Raw genomic sequence first — 16,555 nt, forward strand, 5'->3', positions numbered from 1 at the left:
GTAGATTAGTTACATGCATAGCTCGTTTGATACTCGTCAATGGCACCTTAGTTTGCGCCAATATTTTTTTGGTCATAAACATTGTTACTTATGTCGGCAGGCTTCTTTAGACATTATTTGTAGCTGTTGTCTGTCGGATACCGCATTGCCACATTTTGCCGTACCCGGCTTTGATTTAATCCATCATCCAAGCATTGTCGAGAACATCGTTTACCCTTACTTTAACCATTTATACGCACTTGGCGAATATAAAGGCATTTTACGGCAACTGATCACCGAGCTTAAATTTGCAAACAAACCGCTTTGCGCAGAGGTGTTGGCAACGCTTTTTGTTCACTTTACCTACACTCGAATGTCGCAATTAGATGATTTACCCGATGCCCTAGTACCTACGCCTTTATCAGCATGGCGCTATGCGCAAAGAGGGTTTAATCAAGCGCGCTTGCTTACTCAAGCGCTTAGTCGCTTTACTGATATTCCAATAATAGAACCCCTAAAGCGAGCTCGCCACACACAAGCACAAAGTCAACTCGACAAAACCGACCGCTTAGCGAATATGGAAAACGCCTTTTGCCTTGTAGATGATATTGATTGCGACCATATCGCCGTGATTGATGATGTACTAACCACCGGCGCCACCGTTAACAGCGCATGTAAGGCAATTGTCAGCGCCTACCCTGATATTCGTATTTCGGTCTGGTCAATGGCGGTTACACCTTTGACCAAACCCGAAATACTCAAGTCGGCTTATAGTAGTGGCGACATATAGATGGCATTTGCCATAAGCTTATTCGTGCCATCCCAATAACCACGGAAATGCACATTGTCCACAAAGCCAATAACAGCGCCGCGGCCAGTAGGATTGACGACCACCGCTACGGTTTCGCCAACCAACGCTTCTATTTCGTCAGACGCGTATCCGGCGGCCAAAGGCTCTTGTGTATATTTAGCTAAATCGACAAACGGGTCGTCGGCGCTTTCAAGTACCATATTGCTGGTTTTAAATAGCGGCAACACATCTCGTTCATAACCGAAAAACAACGGATGAGAACGGTCTATATTGGCTTTAAACACAGCGCCGGCTACACGCTTTTTCGACTCTAAGTCTTGCTTGTCTTTAAACTGCAAGCCCGCTGTTGGAAAACGTTGGTCAAGCGCTTCTTGTGAAAGCACATTATTTTTAATCCAATCGTTTTTCGCAAACCATGACAATGCTGATTTTTGACCTATGAGCACTCCGCCCTGCTTCACCCACTCCTCAATGCCATCTACAATGCTTTTATCTACCGAGTTGTAGCTTCCTGACGCAAAGATAATGTGTGTATAACGCGAAAAGGTCAAACGGCTAAGATGGCGTAAGTCCACTAACGTGGCTGCAATGCCAACGCGCGTATCAAGATAGTGTCTAATTTCGCCCACCTCTAAAGATGAGGTACCTTCTCCACCAACGAGCAGCACTTGAGGCGCTTTAACCGGAGCAAAACGACGGCTACCCAAATCAATACCTGTTGGCGTAAGCCCAGACGATACATTGTGAACACTCACGCCATATTCGCTTTGCGCGGACGTCAATTGTGCAAACAAGTCATCTGGTTGCTCTAAACCAACTGGGATCATAATACTGCCGGCGTCAAACGCTTGGCTTTGTTGCATGTGCGTGGCCGTAAATCCTTCTCCCGCCACTCGCACTTGCACGCCGCCCTCAAGCAAGGTTTGCAACATCGCAGGGGCATTTGCACTATGCCACTCAAACACATATGCGTAAGCTGAAGGGTCAAGCGTATTCATTAGGCTCGGTGGATTCCACACAGCGTCAGTGGTCTTAATTTTACGACGTTCAGACTGTGTTACGTTGTGATAATCCAAATTGAACGCCATCGCAATGTTCCAATTCGACACATCGTAAAACGTGTTATCGACAAAACGAGTACGTTCACTAAACAGTGAGCGCACTAAGCGGTATTGCACCTGATTCAATGGAATAAAGATACTTTGGTTCTCGGCATACTCCACATCATCAAAGGTGACGTCTTCAGAGATAATTGAGTACTCAATCTTATGTGCTTCTAAAATCTTAACCATGCGGTCAAAGCGCGCAGGATCACTATTCGCTTTTACGGTGAATCCATACAAATCGTCATCTTTTATGGCCGCTTGTGTCTCACGGTAAAACTGACGTTGATACGCGGCAATAGCAGGTTTATTGACCATTGCACCTTTGAATGTAGACAAAGAGGTAGTGACTTGGTTTTGAATAGTGCGCGGGAACTCTACCAATCCGTTTATAGATTCTTGTGCGTGACCACGGCTACTGCCTTGCTCAAACAATATACCTATACTGCCATGCGCATCCGGATAGGTAGAACCTTTTCCGTAGTAGAAATCGTCAAAACTTTCTTCGGTAAAATACAACTCTTTGTTCTCGTCTAGAGCCTGAGCGTGAAAGTCTGCTAGGGCTGCAGTCAAGGTGACGTTAGTATCTGGGGTCAGTGGATTTTTGCGCGAGGGGATCCCCGGCTGGAAAAAGAAGGTGCTGTCAGTACCCATTTCATGAAAATCCGTCAAAATATGCGGGCGCCATTGATGAAATTGTTTAATTCGCGCTTTTGACTCTGGGTGAGTCAGTAACAACCAATCTCTGTTTAAATCAAACCAGTAATGGTTGGTGCGCCCTGACGGCCAATGCTCTCTGTGCTCTCTGTGCTGCGGGTCGGCAACTAAATTGTAACCTCTATGCATGTTTGCCCACTGTGCAAAGCGCGATAGACCATCTGGATTAAGTGATGGGTCAAGTAATACTACGTTCTCTGCTAATAGCGCTTTTACTTCGTCACTTTGTGAGGCAGCCAAATGATATGCCACCAATAGCGAAGCGTTACTGCCAGAAGGCTCATTACCGTGCACCGAGTACCCCATATAGAAAATAAGTGGGTCCTCTGGGCCAGCAGACTCTCCTGTTTGCAAGCGCGCTAGATGTGCCTCACGCATTTGCTCAACATTTGCATGGTTTTCTGGAGAGGTGATGGTTAACAATACCAATGGTCTTTGTTCGTGGGTATAACCGGTGACTTCAAACGTTACTCTGTCAGATGCTTCAGCGAGCGCCTTCATATAAGCGACAAGTTGATCGTGACGAACATGCCAAGTTCCAACCGGATAGCCCAGTACAGCCTCAGGTTTGGGGATGGCAGGATCGTAATTCTGGTTGGCTGGTAGGTAATCTAAGTCACTGTCAACAGCATTTGCATGCGTGGCACCAAGCAGTGCGGTGAAAGATATAGCAAAACTCAATGCTAAAAAACGTTTATATTTTGTCAACATACTTCACTCTTAATGATGATTGAATCTCATAAATTGTGACCCATATTGGTACAAAAGTATAATTTTAATCCGAATTAATAAATATATAAGCAAAAAGGTTAAATACTTGAGTGTTTTACTCGGTTATTTTTTGCTATCATATTCGTATTAAGATTTTGGAGACCAATATGATCAGCATTTCTGAACAAGCCCAAGTACATTTTGGCAAGTTGCTTTCGCAACAAACTGAGGGCACCAACATTCGCGTATTTGTGGTAAACCCTGGTACATCTAAGGCTGAGTGCGGCGTGTCGTACTGCCCACCTGAAGCAGTCGAGACCACCGATATCACTCTACCCTTTAATGGTTTTGATGCGGTAGTAGATGCAGAGAGCGCACCGTATTTAGAAGAAGCTGAAATCGATTTTGTGACCGACCAAATGGGCTCACAACTCACTCTAAAAGCACCCAACGCTAAAGCCAAGAAAATTGCTGATGATGCGCCGTTAATCGAACGGATTAACTACGTGATTGAGACGGAGATCAACCCAAATCTAGCGAGCCACGGTGGTAATGTTAGCTTAATGGAAGTGACCGAAGACGGAAAAGCAATATTACAGTTTGGCGGTGGATGTAACGGATGTTCGATGGTTGACGTGACCCTAAAAGAAGGCATTGAAAAGCAACTGTTAGAGCAATTTGCAGGTGAAATCACTGGCGTTAAAGATGCAACTGAGCATGAAGCCGGTGAGCACTCTTATTATTAATTAGCAGATGTTGACAGGCGGCCGTAGTAATACACAAAGTGGCCGCCTAATCCCAGCCCCCTAAAGCCTAAAAATACCAGCATCGCGAACCACAAAGCTTGATTACCATAAGCGCTTAACACAACGTAGCTTGGTAAAAAGCCCAGCAAGGTGCTCATCAGCATATTGTTTCGCATACTTTTACCTTGGGTCATGCCAACATAAACACCGTCAAACAAAAAGCACCAATGCGCTACAAGTGGCAGGGCAATAATCACCCAAACATATTGCTGGGCGGCCACGATGAGTTCTGCTTGGTTGGTAAGCAAGCGCATAATGTCTTGCGAAAATATCCAAAATATCAAACTATAAATAACGGCAACAATACTCGACCAAATCAATCCAATCTTTACTTGGGTAATAAGTGCTTTAGTGTTCTTCTTCCCATGTTGCTCTCCGACTAACGATTCAACTGCATTAGCAATCCCGTCTAAACCAAGCGCAATGAGTGCAAAAAACTGCATCAAAATGGCGTTTATGGCAGCCGCTTGCGTGCCAAATTGAGCGCCTCTTAATACTATAAAGGCTATGGTGAATTGAAGGGCAAGATTGCGCACCAACATATCGGTATTCAATGACAGCAAAGGTTTTAGTTGTGCGAATGAAAGCCACGCTTTGCGCATATACAAGTGATGATGACGGGTGTGAATAATCCAAAGTGCCGCTAGCGTCATACTATATTCGGCAATCACTGTGCCTAAGGCAACCCCCTCAACGCCCAGTCCTAAGAGATAAACCAAGGCAAGGCTTGCGGCAATATTAATTAGGTTAACAAACACTTGTAGCATCAGGATAAGCCGGCCTCGCTGTTGACCAATCAAATATCCGATAAGTGCTAAATTAATAAGCGCAGCAGGCGCGCCCCACACACGCACGGCAAAATAAGCTGACGTGCTTTGTGCAACGTTCACTTCAACTTGAGAAAGCCACAAACCCGCCTGTAACAGAGGCGTTTGCAATATGAGTAAAGCCCCCGCTAACACCAGCGCTAAAAATCCACCCTGAGCAAGCGTTTTACAACGCTCCTCCTCCGATTTAGCAATCGCTTGGGCACTTAGGCCGGTCATCGACATTTTCAAAAAGCCGCACACCCAATATACTTGGGTTAAAATCAGACTTGCAATGGCGGCACCCGCCAAAAAGTGCATACCATCCATTCGCCCCAAAATTGCCGTATCTACTAAGCCAAGCAGAGGTGTAGTAATATTGGCTAATATAAGCGGGATCGCGATGCTTAGCAGTGCGATGTGTGGGTGTTTTGCTTGGGTCAAAATGTATCGGTTACCTAAATATAAAGAGGTTGTATAGTATGTTGCGTCACGTATGTATATGGATAGTGTACAGTAGTTTAGTGCTTAGCTTTGCGAGTTTTGCACAAAAACCGCAGGTAGTTGCTTTGCAATATCACCATGTTGCTACCAACACGCCTGCGGTGACGTCGGTTACACCCGAAGTATTTCGTGAGCATATGGAGTATCTTAACGAGCACCATACAGTGATACGCTTAAAAGACGCCCTTGAGGCAATACAACAGGGAAATCAACTTCCACAAAATGCCATTGCCATCACCTTTGATGACGGCTACCTCAATATTCTAGAAAATGGCCATCCAATCTTGGCTGAATTTAACTTTCCTTATACCGTGTTTATAAACCCGCTTAGTATTGCCCAGCGACGAGATCAACTGAATTGGGAGCAACTAAAAGAGATGCAGCCCCTCGCTGACTTTGCAAACCATACCCTTGATCACCTGCACTTGCTACAACGAGAAAATGACGAAACACAGCAAGCATGGCTTAACCGCGTGATGCAAAACATTTTAGAGGCCGAAGACATACTCGAGCAACGGCTAGGCTATAGCTATCGATGGTTAGCCTATCCCTTCGGTGAATATAACGAAGCCCTTCAAGCAGCGCTGGCGAAAGAAGGGTTTGTCGGGTTTGGTCAGCAATCTGGGGTGATTAGCGCGCACAGTGACTTCACCGCATTACCGCGCTTTCCATCATCTGGCCGCTATGCCAATTTAGACACGTTAAAAGTTAAAATGGCGGCCATATCTATGCCTGTTGCTCGCGTTAACCCATCGGATAACCAGCGCGAATTGCATTCAAAGCTTGATGCTTTGACCATTGAACTGCTGCCTGGTCAAGACGACCTGCGGGTAGATGCATTTGCCTGTTTCTTTGGAGGAGAGCGTATTGTGCCGAACGTTGATGGGAACAAGCTAACTATCGCGCTTAATCATCAATTCAAGGCTGGGCGCGCTCGGGTGAATTGCACTGCGCCAAGTCGCTCACAAGCTTCGCGGTTTTACTGGCATTCAGTTCCGTTTTTTACGCCAACCGAAAAAGGCATATACCTCGACTAGCCGAGGGCCTTACGCATACGCAAAAAGTGTTGGTCATTTATGGGAGTCTCGCTTTTATGCACAACAGCAAACTCCCATTGTTGATAAAAGCGGATCGCTCGATGATTTTGTTCAGCTACATCGAGCACTAAATATGCTTTATCACGCACGTTAGCGATTTCAATCGCATACGCCATGAGCTGACTGCCCACCTGTTGTCCTTGCCAGTGGGGGGAAACGGAAAAATGTCCAATACAGATCTCATCGTCTAGCGGCGCTGGAAAAGTGGATACAAGCGCATGATTTACCTTAAGAACGTGAGCAATTTGAGAGGGACTTAAATATGCTCGTAAACTACGGATTGTTGCATCTCGAAACACATCAGGCATATTGCTATGCCATAAACTCATACATCCTATAACGTCTTTACCATTGCACGCTACGTGGTGACGAGTGGCACTATATTGACCATCATCTTGTGCACATGCCAATTGCAAATAGGCTTGAGCATTTGCTCGTGACAAAAACAAAAAAGGCAGCAATGTAGGAGCTGAGGCCAAAATTAGCGGCACAAGACGCGGTGCGTCTTGAACAATACCGGCGCGCAGCTCCAGCATGAAAAGTACTAGGAGCTGGCGTTTAGCAAGATTGGCATATCGGTCAACACTTGTTGTACATCGCTGATAGCAAGTTGACCCGGCACGTGTTTAGGCTTGAAACGGCCAATGATATTACCGTCTGGATTAATCACAACAATGGATGCACTGTGATCAACAAGGTAGTTGGGGTTATCGGTACTTTCCGAAATCGCGTACATCATGCCCATGCTGCGCACCAACGGAAACAATGTGCTATGCGGTCCGGTGGTAGCAATGAAATCGTCGTTAAAGTAACTAACGTACTCATTTAAGCGTTCAACCGTATCGCGCTTAGGATCAACAGACAAGAACCACACTTGTAGCGGTGTATTGCTGACCTTTTCTTGTAACTGTGGGTAAACATTATTGATTTCAGCAAGGGTTACCGGACAAATATCTGGGCAAAACGTATAACCGACAAAGGCGAGGGTCCATTTTCCTTTGAGCTGATCGTTACTCATATTGGTGCCATCGTGCTTACTCAACTCAAAGTCGACTAAGGCGCGCGGCTCTGGATACCAATTCAAATATTCGGTTTGTGTGGATAAATCTGCGTCACTTTCAAAGTCAGGCGGCGCGATTGTAAGCGCTAAGTATACCCCTAGCGCCAGCGCTAGCACGGCAATCAAACCAATCCATTTCTGCTGCATGGTAAATTACTCCATTCCCATTAGATTACTTAAGACATTTACCTTACGAAAAATGTTCCCTAAATATAATGGTCTATTAGTAAAATAACAAACAATAACATCAGGTGTAGAATGGAAAACTTAAATGTGTCCATGGCGGTGCTCGGCGTGGGTTTAAATTTAAGTTTAAGTGCCATATACAAGAAATAGGCATTTAAGATGCTTGAGCCGACTAAATAAAGGCCACCGCTCATGCCGACTAAATAAGGCAGAACGCACACAGCACATAGTAGTAAGGTATATAAAACTACGCAGGTCTTGGTAAAATCTACACCATGCGTGTTAGGCAACATAGGGATGTTGGCTTTTGCATAGTCTTTTTCGCGATGAATGGCCAAGGCCCAAAAATGCGGCGGCGTCCATGTGAAAATGATCAACACTAGCAACAAACCATAAGCGTGTATTTCACCGGTAACTGCGGTCCATCCTAATAGCGGAGGAGCAGCACCTGCAAGGCCACCAATCACGATGTTTTGCGGCGTCGCGCGCTTTAGATACATGGTATATACGACCGCATACCCCACTAAGCTTGCAAGGGTTAGCCACGCGGTTAACATGTTCACAAATACCGCCAAAGCGATAAACCCTGTCACGGCTAAAACCGCAGCAAAGACGAGTGCGCGCTGTATCGACACTTTGCCTCTAGCTACCGGTCGGTTAAAAGTACGCGCCATGATGCTGTCAATACGATGGTCAACCACGTGATTAACCACTGCCGCAGCACTAGAAAGCATGCCAATGCCGAACATACCTGCAACTAATATAACCGGCTCAACCCATCCGGAGGTAGCCAAGCACATGCCCACCAACGCAGTTAATAACAAGAGCATGACTACGCGTGGCTTGGTCAATTCATAATAGTCTCGCCATGTAGTGACTGACTGTGTGCTTGCGGCCGCGGCCATCGACTTACTCATTGTATTCTCCCTGATGCCGCTGCGTTACCAGCCACATCATCTTCTTATTAATATTTTCTGTACATAGTATAGGTCAACAATACCATCACGAGTAGCAAACATGCGGCAACGGCGTTATGCAAAGTGGCGACGGTTAGCGGCAGCATGTAGACAACATTGCTGATCCCCAGTCCAACTTGTACAGTTAAAACACCCAACATCACCACAACCAACCGTTTTATGAGTGCCGAATGAGAGCGAGTGAATAACATAAAGGCAAACCAAGCCAAATAAGCAACGGTGACGATCGCACCAAAGCGGTGAAGTACATGCATGGTGACGCGCTCTTCGTGACTGTGTACGCCAAACTCATAGTTTTCTGCAGCAGGCACACTAAAGGCGCCAGCAAAATCTAGCTTACCAACCCAGTCGCCTTCACAAATTGGTAACTCAGTACAAACAAGCGAGGCATAATTTGCAGACGTCCAACCACCTAGGGCGATTTGCCATACCACTATGGCAATGCCAAGGGCGCCAAATTTGGCTAAGCTGCGAATACGGGTATCACCCCCGGGTATTCGGTAAGGGGTCATGCGCAGGTAGAGTAAAAATAAGCATGACAGTACCGTGAAGCCGCCTAAAAGGTGCGCCATTACAACCACCGGCAGTAGGTTGAGGGTCACCGTCCACATACCCAGCATACCTTGAAAACTTACCAGTAATAATAAAATGACAGGTAGCTTGAAAGGCGCAACTTTTCCCTGAGACTTTTTGACGATGGCAGAAACTGCAATCAGCAAAATGATAAACCCTAAGGCGGCGGCAAAATAACGGTGGATCATTTCGTTCCACGCCTTTTCAGCCTCCACCGGACGCTCAGGAAAGGCCTGATTAGCGGCAAGTATTTGTTCTTCTGCTTTTGGCACGGTTACAAGACCATAACACCCTGGCCAATCAGGGCAGCCTAAACCGGCATCGGTTAGGCGAGTGTATGCGCCTAGCACGATGACAAATAAGGCTAAAAATATGCTTAACAGCACCAACTTTTTCATTTTATTATTATGTCCTGTTGCTTAACCGATGCGAGAGAGCTTTAGTAATTTCTTAATATCCGCCAACATGTCGCGACTGTCCATGATGGCTTGCTCTTCGTCAGGCGTATTCGGGTATTTTAAAACAATGTTATTTAAAGTATCTGCGATAAAAATAGCATTTACACTTTCATCTTTAAACACTTTATTTACATTTTCTTTTTGTTGTTGTAACACTTGCGTGGCACTTATCTCAGCGATTTTCGTTAGCGCACTTTGATCGCTTGTTTCGGTCGCAATAAACACCGCATTTACCCGGTCTGATTCACGGCCGATGGCAGTTTTTACTTGATTGATGCTGTAAATTGCATTGTCACATGCAGCATCACACATTGCTGGAATGACATATAAAAAATGCCATTTCGTTTCAGCGCCCTGCAACAAGTCTTGGGCTTCAATAATTGGGTCGAGTAGTTGACCACGATTGGTGGACGCCTTGTTAAACCAATCGTTCTCAAGGGCGATTTTAGCCATGATCACCGGAACGATGAATGCGATGATTAATAAAATAAAGCTTAGTTTTCCGGCTTTTTTGTCTATTGCCATGATTTAGTCCTGACGTCCTTGCATTGTTTTAATTGCAGTTAATAAAAATACGGTAAGCCCAGCTATCCCGAGCCCGAACCATTGAATAGCATATCCTAGGTGACGCTCTGGAGCCATTACTACGACCTGCCAATCACGCACAAAATTAGCGTCAGGTGATGGGTCAAGGCGCAGAGTAAAAGGTAACACATCTCTGCCAAGGTGTTGCTCAATTTCAGTAAAATCAATTTGCTGCATGAGCACCGGAAAACGACCGTAGTTGAAATTTGTTTCATTGATTAACGTGTTGTCTTGAGGAACATATATTCGTCCAAGATGCTGCTGCGTGAAAGGCAACAGTACACGCGGTAGTTCATCGCGTGAGCCTGTACCCGGCACCCAGCCGAGATTCACCATGACCATGTCGTAATCGGTGATCACCGGTACTAACACTTCATAACCAGCAACTCCGTTTTTCAGCCGATTATCGATATAAAAGAGTTCATCGCGAAGTTCTCCTGTGATCTGTAAAGGAAAGTCAACGAAGGCGTCTGGATCGTTTACAACGTCTGATAGGTATAAAGGGTTAGCGTCTTGGCGGCTTTCAATCTGAGCGAGACGTGCTTCTTTTTGTTGTTTGCGGTCGAGTTGCCAAAAGCCAAGAAAAAACATAATGACAATACAACATAGAGCGACTAAGGTAACTAAAATCGTCAGTCTATTGGTATTACGAAACAGCATGGTAACAACTTGCCCTAAGGAGATTAAATTATGATGTTTGTAAAAATAACCCTCGTAGGGCTACTTGTTTTTATGATGGTAAATCTTGCGTTTGCTATGCGTGTCATGCTCAAAGGCGAATCTAATCAAAAAATGAGCAAGTTTATAGGGCGTCGAGTGTTAGCGTCTGTCATCATTGTCGTCATTGTGCTGATTGCACTTGCGACCGGAGTGATTACGCCAAACCCGCGCCCGTATTAAAACTTAGATAATATATACACACACAAACAACATTACCCAAACCACGTCAACAAAGTGCCAATACCAAGCGCCCGCTTGGAAGGCAAAGTGTTCGTCTGACGTAAAATGTCCTTTCATGATACGTAAGAACAACACGATTAGAATAATGGTGCCTAACGTTACATGAAGACCATGGAAGCCTGTCAATAAGAAGAAGGTATTTCCATAAATACCAGACTGCAGCGTTAATCCTAAGTCACGATAGGCATGCACGTACTCATAACCTTGAAGGCCTAAGAAGATACAGCCAAGCACAATTGTCAGACCAAGCATTACTTTAAGTTGACCACGCTTGTTCTCTTCAATACCCACATGTGCATAATGCAAAGTGACCGAAGAAACCAACAGAATGATAGTGTTGTAAAGCGGCAGACCCAACCAGCCCATCGCTTGCGTCTCGGTACCACCTGGCGTTAAGGTAAGTGGCCACATCGCCTCAAAGGCAGGCCATAGGACTTCATTGGTCATCGCGTTGTTTGACGCACCACCAAGCCAAGGCACTGCAATCGCACGAGCATAGAACAAGGCGCCAAAGAAGGCTGCGAAAAACATGACTTCTGAGAAAATAAACCAAAGCATGCCTTGACGATATGAGCGACCAAGCTGTGCACTGTATTTACCACTCATCGACTCATCAATTTGATTTTTGAACCAACCAAAAATCATTACAATGAGCATGACTAAGCCGGCAATTAAGGTATAACCACCTAGCCCGGGCTCTTCACGCACGCTCTCTACGACAAAATTCGCTGCGCCAACTGCTATTAAGAACAATGCAACTGCGCCGACAATCGGCCAGACGCTCTGTTCTGGTACGTAATATTTTTGATATTCTTCTGGTGCTTCTTGAGCCATGGTTATCTTCCTAGACTGTTATTTAACGCCACGACTTCTGCTTCATCCGCAGTTGCTGTGATGTCATATAGAGTGTATTGCAGTGTGAAAAAGGTAATGCTATCAGGTAACTGAGGGTCCACGTAAAACGTCATGGGCATGATGGCCTCTTCACCCGCTTTCAAGGGTTGGTGCCTAAAGCAAAAACATTCGGTTTTATTTATATATAATGCAGCCGTTCCCGGAGAGACCGATGGTATCGCTTGAGCGATGATGTCTCTAGACACAGGGTTACGCACATAAAAATCAACTTGCGCCATTTGCCCAGGATGCACTTCAACACGCTTTGTTTGAGCACTAAACTCCCACGGCATTCCCGAATTGGTGCGAGTAATAAACTCTACCGTGACCATCCGCGAGGTATCAATCTCAACCGCTTCATACACCGCAGCTTCATCACTTGTTTTACCATTGATGCCCGTAATTTCACAAAACACTTCATAAAGCGGTACAAGTGCAAAGCCAAATCCAAACATACCCACTACCACAAGGAGTAATTTGGTGACGGTCTTACCATGTGCCGCTTCACCAGACGCAGAGGAGTTCTGCGTCTGACTTGTGTTGTTTTGACTATCGATATCAGCCACGAAGGTTTACCCTACTTTACTACTGGCGGAGTATCGAAAGTGTGATAAGGCGCTGGAGATGGAATTTCCCACTCCAAACCTTCTGCACCATCCCAAACCTGAGACGATACTTTTTCACCTTTTTTACGACATGCTTTTATCACTAGCGCCAAGAAAATAAGCTGCGATAAACCAAATGCAAAGCCACCAATACTGATCCACTTGTTAAAGTCAGCAAACTGCAGTGCGTAATCAGGAATACGGCGAGGCATACCGGCTAAACCAACAAAGTGCATAGGGAAGAACAATACATTCACCGAGATTAATGAACACCAGAAGTGCCATTTAGCTAGCGTGATATCAAACATGCGGCCGGTCCATTTTGGTAGCCAGTAATATACCGCTGCCATAATAGAGAAGATTGCGCCGGTCACGAGCACGTAGTGGAAATGCGCCACAACGAAGTAAGTGTCGTGATACTGGAAGTCAACTGGCACGATGGCAAGCATCAAGCCAGACAATCCGCCTACGGTGAATAGAATAATAAAGGCGATAGCGAAGAGCATTGGCACCTCAAAAGAGATACTGCCGCGCCACATGGTCGCCACCCAGTTAAATACCTTAACGCCGGTTGGCACAGCAATGATCATCGTCGCAATCATAAAGAACAGTTCGGCAATAACCGGCATGCCCGTTGTAAACATGTGGTGAGCCCAAACAATAAACGATAGCAGTGCGATGGAGGCCGTTGCATATACCATCGAGGCATAACCAAAGAGCTTTTTACGCGAGAACGTCGGTACAATGTGCGAAATAATCCCGAATGCCGGTAGAATCATAATATACACTTCAGGGTGTCCGAAGAACCAGAAGATATGCTGGAATAAGACTGGGTCGCCGCCACCTGCTGCGTCAAAGAAGCTTGTGCCAAAGTATTTATCGGTTAATACCATGGTCACTACGCCTGCTAGCACCGGCATAACGGCAATCAACAAGAATGCGGTGATTAACCAAGTCCATACGAACAATGGCATTTTCATGTAAGTCATGCCAGGCGCACGCATATTGAAAATCGTTACAATCACGTTTATCGCGCCCATGATGGAGCTGATACCCATGATATGGACGGAGAATACGAATAATGCCGTACTGTCGCCACTATAGGTCGTCGATAATGGCGCATAGAACGTCCAGCCAAATGCCGGTCCACCGCCTTCAACAAACAGTGAAGAAAGTAAAATAAGGAAGGCAAATGGCAAGATCCAGAAGCTCCAGTTGTTCATTCTAGGGAGAGCCATATCTGGCGCTCCAATCATCATAGGCACCAACCAGTTAGCCAAACCCGTAAAAGCAGGCATAACGGCGCCAAAGACCATGATTAAGCCATGCACTGTGGTCATTTGGTTAAAGAAATTAGGCTCAACAATTTGCAGCCCAGGCTGGAAAAGCTCGGCGCGTATGACCATCGCCATTGCTCCGCCCACCAAGAACATGATGAAAGCGAACCAAAGATATAGAGTACCGATGTCTTTATGGTTGGTGGTTAACAACCAACGCATTAAGCCTTTTGGGATATGGTGATGATGGTCGTCGTGGCCATGAGCATCATCAGTAGCTGGGGTGTTTGCTGTATCAGTTACAGTTGACATTCATTCGTCTCCTAATTGCCATTCATAATGGCGTTAACATCTTTAGCTTGAACCATGTCGCCAGTGTTGTTGTTCCAAGCATTACGTTGATAAGTCACAACCGCCGCAATTTCTGACATCGTTAACTGTCTAGCGAACGATTGCATCGCAGTGCCGGCTCTACCGTAAACGATAATATCAATGTGCGCCTCTTGATCTTCAAGGGCTATTTGAGAGCCTTTAATCGCCGGGAATACACCAGGCAACCCTTCACCGTTTGGCATATGGCATGCGGCACAAACAGAGTCATGCACGCGCTTACCGGTAGCCATTAATTCTTCCATCGACATACTCATTGCCAGCAGTCTCTGTTCTTCTTCTGCTGCGCGACGGGCAATGGCTTCTTGCTCTACAATCCAAGCTTCGTAGTCTGCAGGGTCTTTTGCGATAACCACAATTGGCATAAAGCCGTGATCCTTACCGCATAGTTCAGCACATTGACCGCGATAAACACCTGGCTCATTTACATTTGTCCATGCCTCATTGATAAATCCAGGATTTGCGTCTTTTTTGACGGCAAAATCAGGTACCCACCAAGAATGGATAACGTCGTCAGACGTGATAAGGAAGCGAACTTTCTGGCCCGTTGGGATGACAAGCGGACGGTCAACTTCTAACAGATAGTTCTCGCCCTTAGTGAATTTGTTTTGAATTTGCTCTTGCTGCGTGGCCATAATGGAGAAAAACTCTACGTCGTTGTCCATATATTTATAATGCCACTTCCATTGCGATCCGGTAACAAGCACCGTGAGATCAGGTTTGGATACATCTTCCATCGCAATCAGCGTATTCGCGGCTGGCACTGCCATACCAATTAAGATAAGAAAGGGCACAACCGTCCAAGCAATCTCCACTTTAACATTATCGTGGAAGTTCGCAGGTTTAGCGCCTTTGGACTTGCGGTGACGAATCATCGAGTAGAACATTAATCCAAATACAATGACGGCGATGACGACACAGATAAAAAACATCATCATATGCAGGCTGTATACCTGCTGACTGATATCCGTTACGCCAGGGCGCAGATTCAAATCAGACCGTTCACTTGCTGTAGTGGCTAGTGCCAACATTGGTGCGCTCGTCAAAAGAGCGCCTGTAGCGATTTGCAACAACTTCACACTTGACTCCCAAAATGTAGTGGTTTGATGCGCAGAAGCTTTAAAACGACAATTTATTGTTATAATTTTAATTAATTGTTTCAAGCAATTGCATCTTTGTTACTAGAATGTGAATAACCGTATAATGATTAATCAAAGCGAAGGATTCGTCTAGTACTTTTTGTACAAAAGACGATCTTATCCATCGTTTTTTCCGCATAACGCTTATATAATAGACAAAAAAAAGAGCGGTGTGTAAAAATCGCTCTTTTTTTATTTACATAATGTTAAATATTGTTAACACATTCAGTTGATACTCACACTATCTCGAATTACCCCTACGGCTAATCCTTCAATCTCAAAATACTGAGTTCTCAAATCGACTTCGATGGGAGCAAAATCTTCATTTTCTGCATGTAATATTACATTTGGGCCTTTTTTCTCGAAACGCTTAACGGTGACGTCTTCGTCTATTCGAGCCACTACTACTTGACCATTTCTTGCGTTATTTGTTTTGTGCACAGCCAACAAGTCGCCATCCATAATACCGATGTCTTTCATACTCATGCCATCAACACGCAACAGAAAGTCAGCCCCTGGGTGAAACATGGCAGGGTCAACTTTGTATTTTGATTCCACATGCTCTTGGGCCAAAATTGGGGAGCCCGCTGCCACTTTACCAATCAGCGGAATACCTTCTTCAATTTCATCTTCAAGTGCGCAGTTAAGACGAATACCCCGTGACGTGCCGGGCAAGATCTCGATAACATTTTTCTTCGCGAGCGCCTTTAAATGCTCTTCAGCGGCATTAGCGGATTTAAAGCCTAACTCTCTTGCAATCTCTGCGCGCGTTGGCGGCATGCCCGTTTCAAGCATGGTCGTTTTAATAAGAGAGAGCACTTCTTCTTGTCGTGGGGTTAGTGGACGCATAAACAGCCTGTTTTTCTATACAGTTAGTTTGAGTATATCGTCAAAAACATAAAGCGCAACACATTTGT

17 protein-coding genes are annotated in these 16,555 nt (G+C 45.4%); 4 read left to right on the top strand and 13 right to left on the bottom strand.

Features of this window, described 5'->3' with window-relative positions:
* The first annotated feature begins 145 nt into the window (after nt 1-145).
* On the top strand, nt 146-769 hold the full coding sequence (locus tag KJ365_RS11165; protein WP_214451731.1) for a ComF family protein: 624 nt from the start codon (nt 146-148) through the stop codon (nt 767-769).
* Here KJ365_RS11165 and KJ365_RS11170 read toward each other — a convergent pair.
* On the bottom strand, nt 748-3,321 hold the full coding sequence (locus tag KJ365_RS11170; RefSeq protein ID WP_214451732.1) for a M14 metallopeptidase family protein: 2,574 nt from the start codon (nt 3,319-3,321) through the stop codon (nt 748-750). The two genes, KJ365_RS11165 and KJ365_RS11170, sit on opposite strands and share 22 nt — an antisense overlap.
* Nucleotides 3,322-3,488: 167 nt before the next feature.
* Here KJ365_RS11170 and nfuA point away from each other — a divergent pair, with 167 nt between their 5' ends.
* Entirely contained in the window at nt 3,489-4,067 is a 579-nt protein-coding gene (nfuA, locus tag KJ365_RS11175; RefSeq protein ID WP_214451733.1) for a Fe-S biogenesis protein NfuA, read from the top strand.
* On the opposite strand, the gene KJ365_RS11180 is transcribed toward nfuA, so the two are convergent.
* On the bottom strand, nt 4,064-5,377 hold the full coding sequence (locus KJ365_RS11180) for an MATE family efflux transporter (RefSeq protein WP_250884169.1): 1,314 nt from the start codon (nt 5,375-5,377) through the stop codon (nt 4,064-4,066). The genes nfuA and KJ365_RS11180 overlap by 4 nt on opposite strands.
* A 38-nt stretch (nt 5,378-5,415) precedes the next feature.
* Between KJ365_RS11180 and KJ365_RS11185 the strand changes: the two genes are divergently transcribed.
* Nucleotides 5,416-6,474 (top strand): polysaccharide deacetylase family protein, encoded by a 1,059-nt coding sequence (locus KJ365_RS11185; RefSeq protein WP_214451734.1) that lies wholly within the window; start codon nt 5,416-5,418, stop codon nt 6,472-6,474.
* Here the strand turns inward: KJ365_RS11185 and KJ365_RS11190 are convergent.
* From KJ365_RS11190 to KJ365_RS11215, 6 genes are read right to left on the bottom strand one after another with little or no spacing between them, the layout of a single operon-like run.
* Complete coding sequence (locus KJ365_RS11190) at nt 6,471-7,070, bottom strand: GNAT family N-acetyltransferase (RefSeq protein ID WP_214451735.1); 600 nt, start codon at nt 7,068-7,070, stop codon at nt 6,471-6,473. The genes KJ365_RS11185 and KJ365_RS11190 overlap by 4 nt on opposite strands.
* An 8-nt stretch (nt 7,071-7,078) precedes the next feature.
* Entirely contained in the window at nt 7,079-7,741 is a 663-nt protein-coding gene (locus tag KJ365_RS11195; protein ID WP_214451736.1) for an SCO family protein, read from the bottom strand.
* A 59-nt stretch (nt 7,742-7,800) separates the two neighbouring features.
* Entirely contained in the window at nt 7,801-8,697 is an 897-nt protein-coding gene (gene cyoE, locus KJ365_RS11200; protein ID WP_214451737.1) for a heme o synthase, read from the bottom strand.
* A gap of 47 nt (nt 8,698-8,744) precedes the next feature.
* The gene (locus KJ365_RS11205; RefSeq protein ID WP_214451738.1) at nt 8,745-9,728 is read right to left on the bottom strand and encodes a COX15/CtaA family protein; all 984 of its coding nucleotides are present in this window, start codon (nt 9,726-9,728) and stop codon (nt 8,745-8,747) included.
* A 21-nt stretch (nt 9,729-9,749) separates the two neighbouring features.
* Entirely contained in the window at nt 9,750-10,313 is a 564-nt protein-coding gene (locus tag KJ365_RS11210) for a redox-active disulfide-containing membrane protein (RefSeq protein WP_214451739.1), read from the bottom strand.
* Nucleotides 10,314-10,316: 3 nt separating this feature from the next.
* Entirely contained in the window at nt 10,317-11,033 is a 717-nt protein-coding gene (locus KJ365_RS11215; RefSeq protein ID WP_214451740.1) for an SURF1 family protein, read from the bottom strand.
* A gap of 33 nt (nt 11,034-11,066) precedes the next feature.
* Between KJ365_RS11215 and KJ365_RS11220 the strand changes: the two genes are divergently transcribed.
* The gene (locus KJ365_RS11220; protein ID WP_214451902.1) at nt 11,067-11,273 is read left to right on the top strand and encodes a DUF2909 family protein; all 207 of its coding nucleotides are present in this window, start codon (nt 11,067-11,069) and stop codon (nt 11,271-11,273) included.
* A gap of 3 nt (nt 11,274-11,276) precedes the next feature.
* On the opposite strand, the gene KJ365_RS11225 is transcribed toward KJ365_RS11220, so the two are convergent.
* From KJ365_RS11225 to lexA, 5 genes are all read right to left on the bottom strand, one after another.
* Nucleotides 11,277-12,167: a cytochrome c oxidase subunit 3 gene (locus KJ365_RS11225; protein WP_214451741.1), complete on the bottom strand. Its 891-nt coding sequence runs from the start codon at nt 12,165-12,167 to the stop codon at nt 11,277-11,279.
* 2 nt (nt 12,168-12,169) lie between these two features.
* Nucleotides 12,170-12,784 carry a cytochrome c oxidase assembly protein gene (locus tag KJ365_RS11230; protein ID WP_214451903.1) on the bottom strand — a complete coding sequence of 205 codons (615 nt, stop codon included), beginning with the start codon at nt 12,782-12,784 and terminating at the stop codon, nt 12,170-12,172.
* A gap of 20 nt (nt 12,785-12,804) precedes the next feature.
* Nucleotides 12,805-14,421, bottom strand: coding sequence for a cytochrome c oxidase subunit I (gene ctaD / locus KJ365_RS11235; protein WP_214451742.1), 1,617 nt, complete (start codon nt 14,419-14,421; stop codon nt 12,805-12,807).
* Nucleotides 14,422-14,432: 11 nt separating this feature from the next.
* Complete coding sequence (gene coxB / locus KJ365_RS11240) at nt 14,433-15,530, bottom strand: cytochrome c oxidase subunit II (RefSeq protein WP_214451904.1); 1,098 nt, start codon at nt 15,528-15,530, stop codon at nt 14,433-14,435.
* A 333-nt stretch (nt 15,531-15,863) separates the two neighbouring features.
* A complete protein-coding gene (gene lexA / locus KJ365_RS11245; RefSeq protein WP_214451743.1) occupies nt 15,864-16,487 on the bottom strand; it encodes a transcriptional repressor LexA in 624 nt (207 codons plus the stop codon).
* Nucleotides 16,488-16,555 lie beyond the last annotated feature (68 nt).

The sequence above is a fragment of the Glaciecola sp. XM2 genome, from assembly GCF_018595715.1.
Taxonomy (GTDB): domain Bacteria; phylum Pseudomonadota; class Gammaproteobacteria; order Enterobacterales; family Alteromonadaceae; genus Glaciecola.

Bases quoted from the DNA above. Each gene is read 5' to 3' on its own strand.
- KJ365_RS11220 (WP_214451902.1), top strand. From the start codon at position 11,067: ATGTTTGTAAAAATAACCCTCGTAGGGCTACTTGTTTTTATGATGGTA.
- KJ365_RS11195 (WP_214451736.1), bottom strand. From the start codon at position 7,741: ATGCAGCAGAAATGGATTGGTTTGATTGCCGTGCTAGCGCTGGCGCTA.
- cyoE (WP_214451737.1), bottom strand. From the start codon at position 8,697: ATGAGTAAGTCGATGGCCGCGGCCGCAAGCACACAGTCAGTCACTACA.
- KJ365_RS11215 (WP_214451740.1), bottom strand. From the start codon at position 11,033: ATGCTGTTTCGTAATACCAATAGACTGACGATTTTAGTTACCTTAGTC.
- KJ365_RS11190 (WP_214451735.1), bottom strand. From the start codon at position 7,070: ATGCTGGAGCTGCGCGCCGGTATTGTTCAAGACGCACCGCGTCTTGTG.
- coxB (WP_214451904.1), bottom strand. From the start codon at position 15,530: ATGTTGGCACTAGCCACTACAGCAAGTGAACGGTCTGATTTGAATCTG.
- KJ365_RS11205 (WP_214451738.1), bottom strand. From the start codon at position 9,728: ATGAAAAAGTTGGTGCTGTTAAGCATATTTTTAGCCTTATTTGTCATC.
- ctaD (WP_214451742.1), bottom strand. From the start codon at position 14,421: ATGTCAACTGTAACTGATACAGCAAACACCCCAGCTACTGATGATGCT.
- KJ365_RS11170 (WP_214451732.1), bottom strand. From the start codon at position 3,321: ATGTTGACAAAATATAAACGTTTTTTAGCATTGAGTTTTGCTATATCT.
- KJ365_RS11210 (WP_214451739.1), bottom strand. From the start codon at position 10,313: ATGGCAATAGACAAAAAAGCCGGAAAACTAAGCTTTATTTTATTAATC.
- lexA (WP_214451743.1), bottom strand. From the start codon at position 16,487: ATGCGTCCACTAACCCCACGACAAGAAGAAGTGCTCTCTCTTATTAAA.
- nfuA (WP_214451733.1), top strand. From the start codon at position 3,489: ATGATCAGCATTTCTGAACAAGCCCAAGTACATTTTGGCAAGTTGCTT.
- KJ365_RS11225 (WP_214451741.1), bottom strand. From the start codon at position 12,167: ATGGCTCAAGAAGCACCAGAAGAATATCAAAAATATTACGTACCAGAA.
- KJ365_RS11185 (WP_214451734.1), top strand. From the start codon at position 5,416: ATGTTGCGTCACGTATGTATATGGATAGTGTACAGTAGTTTAGTGCTT.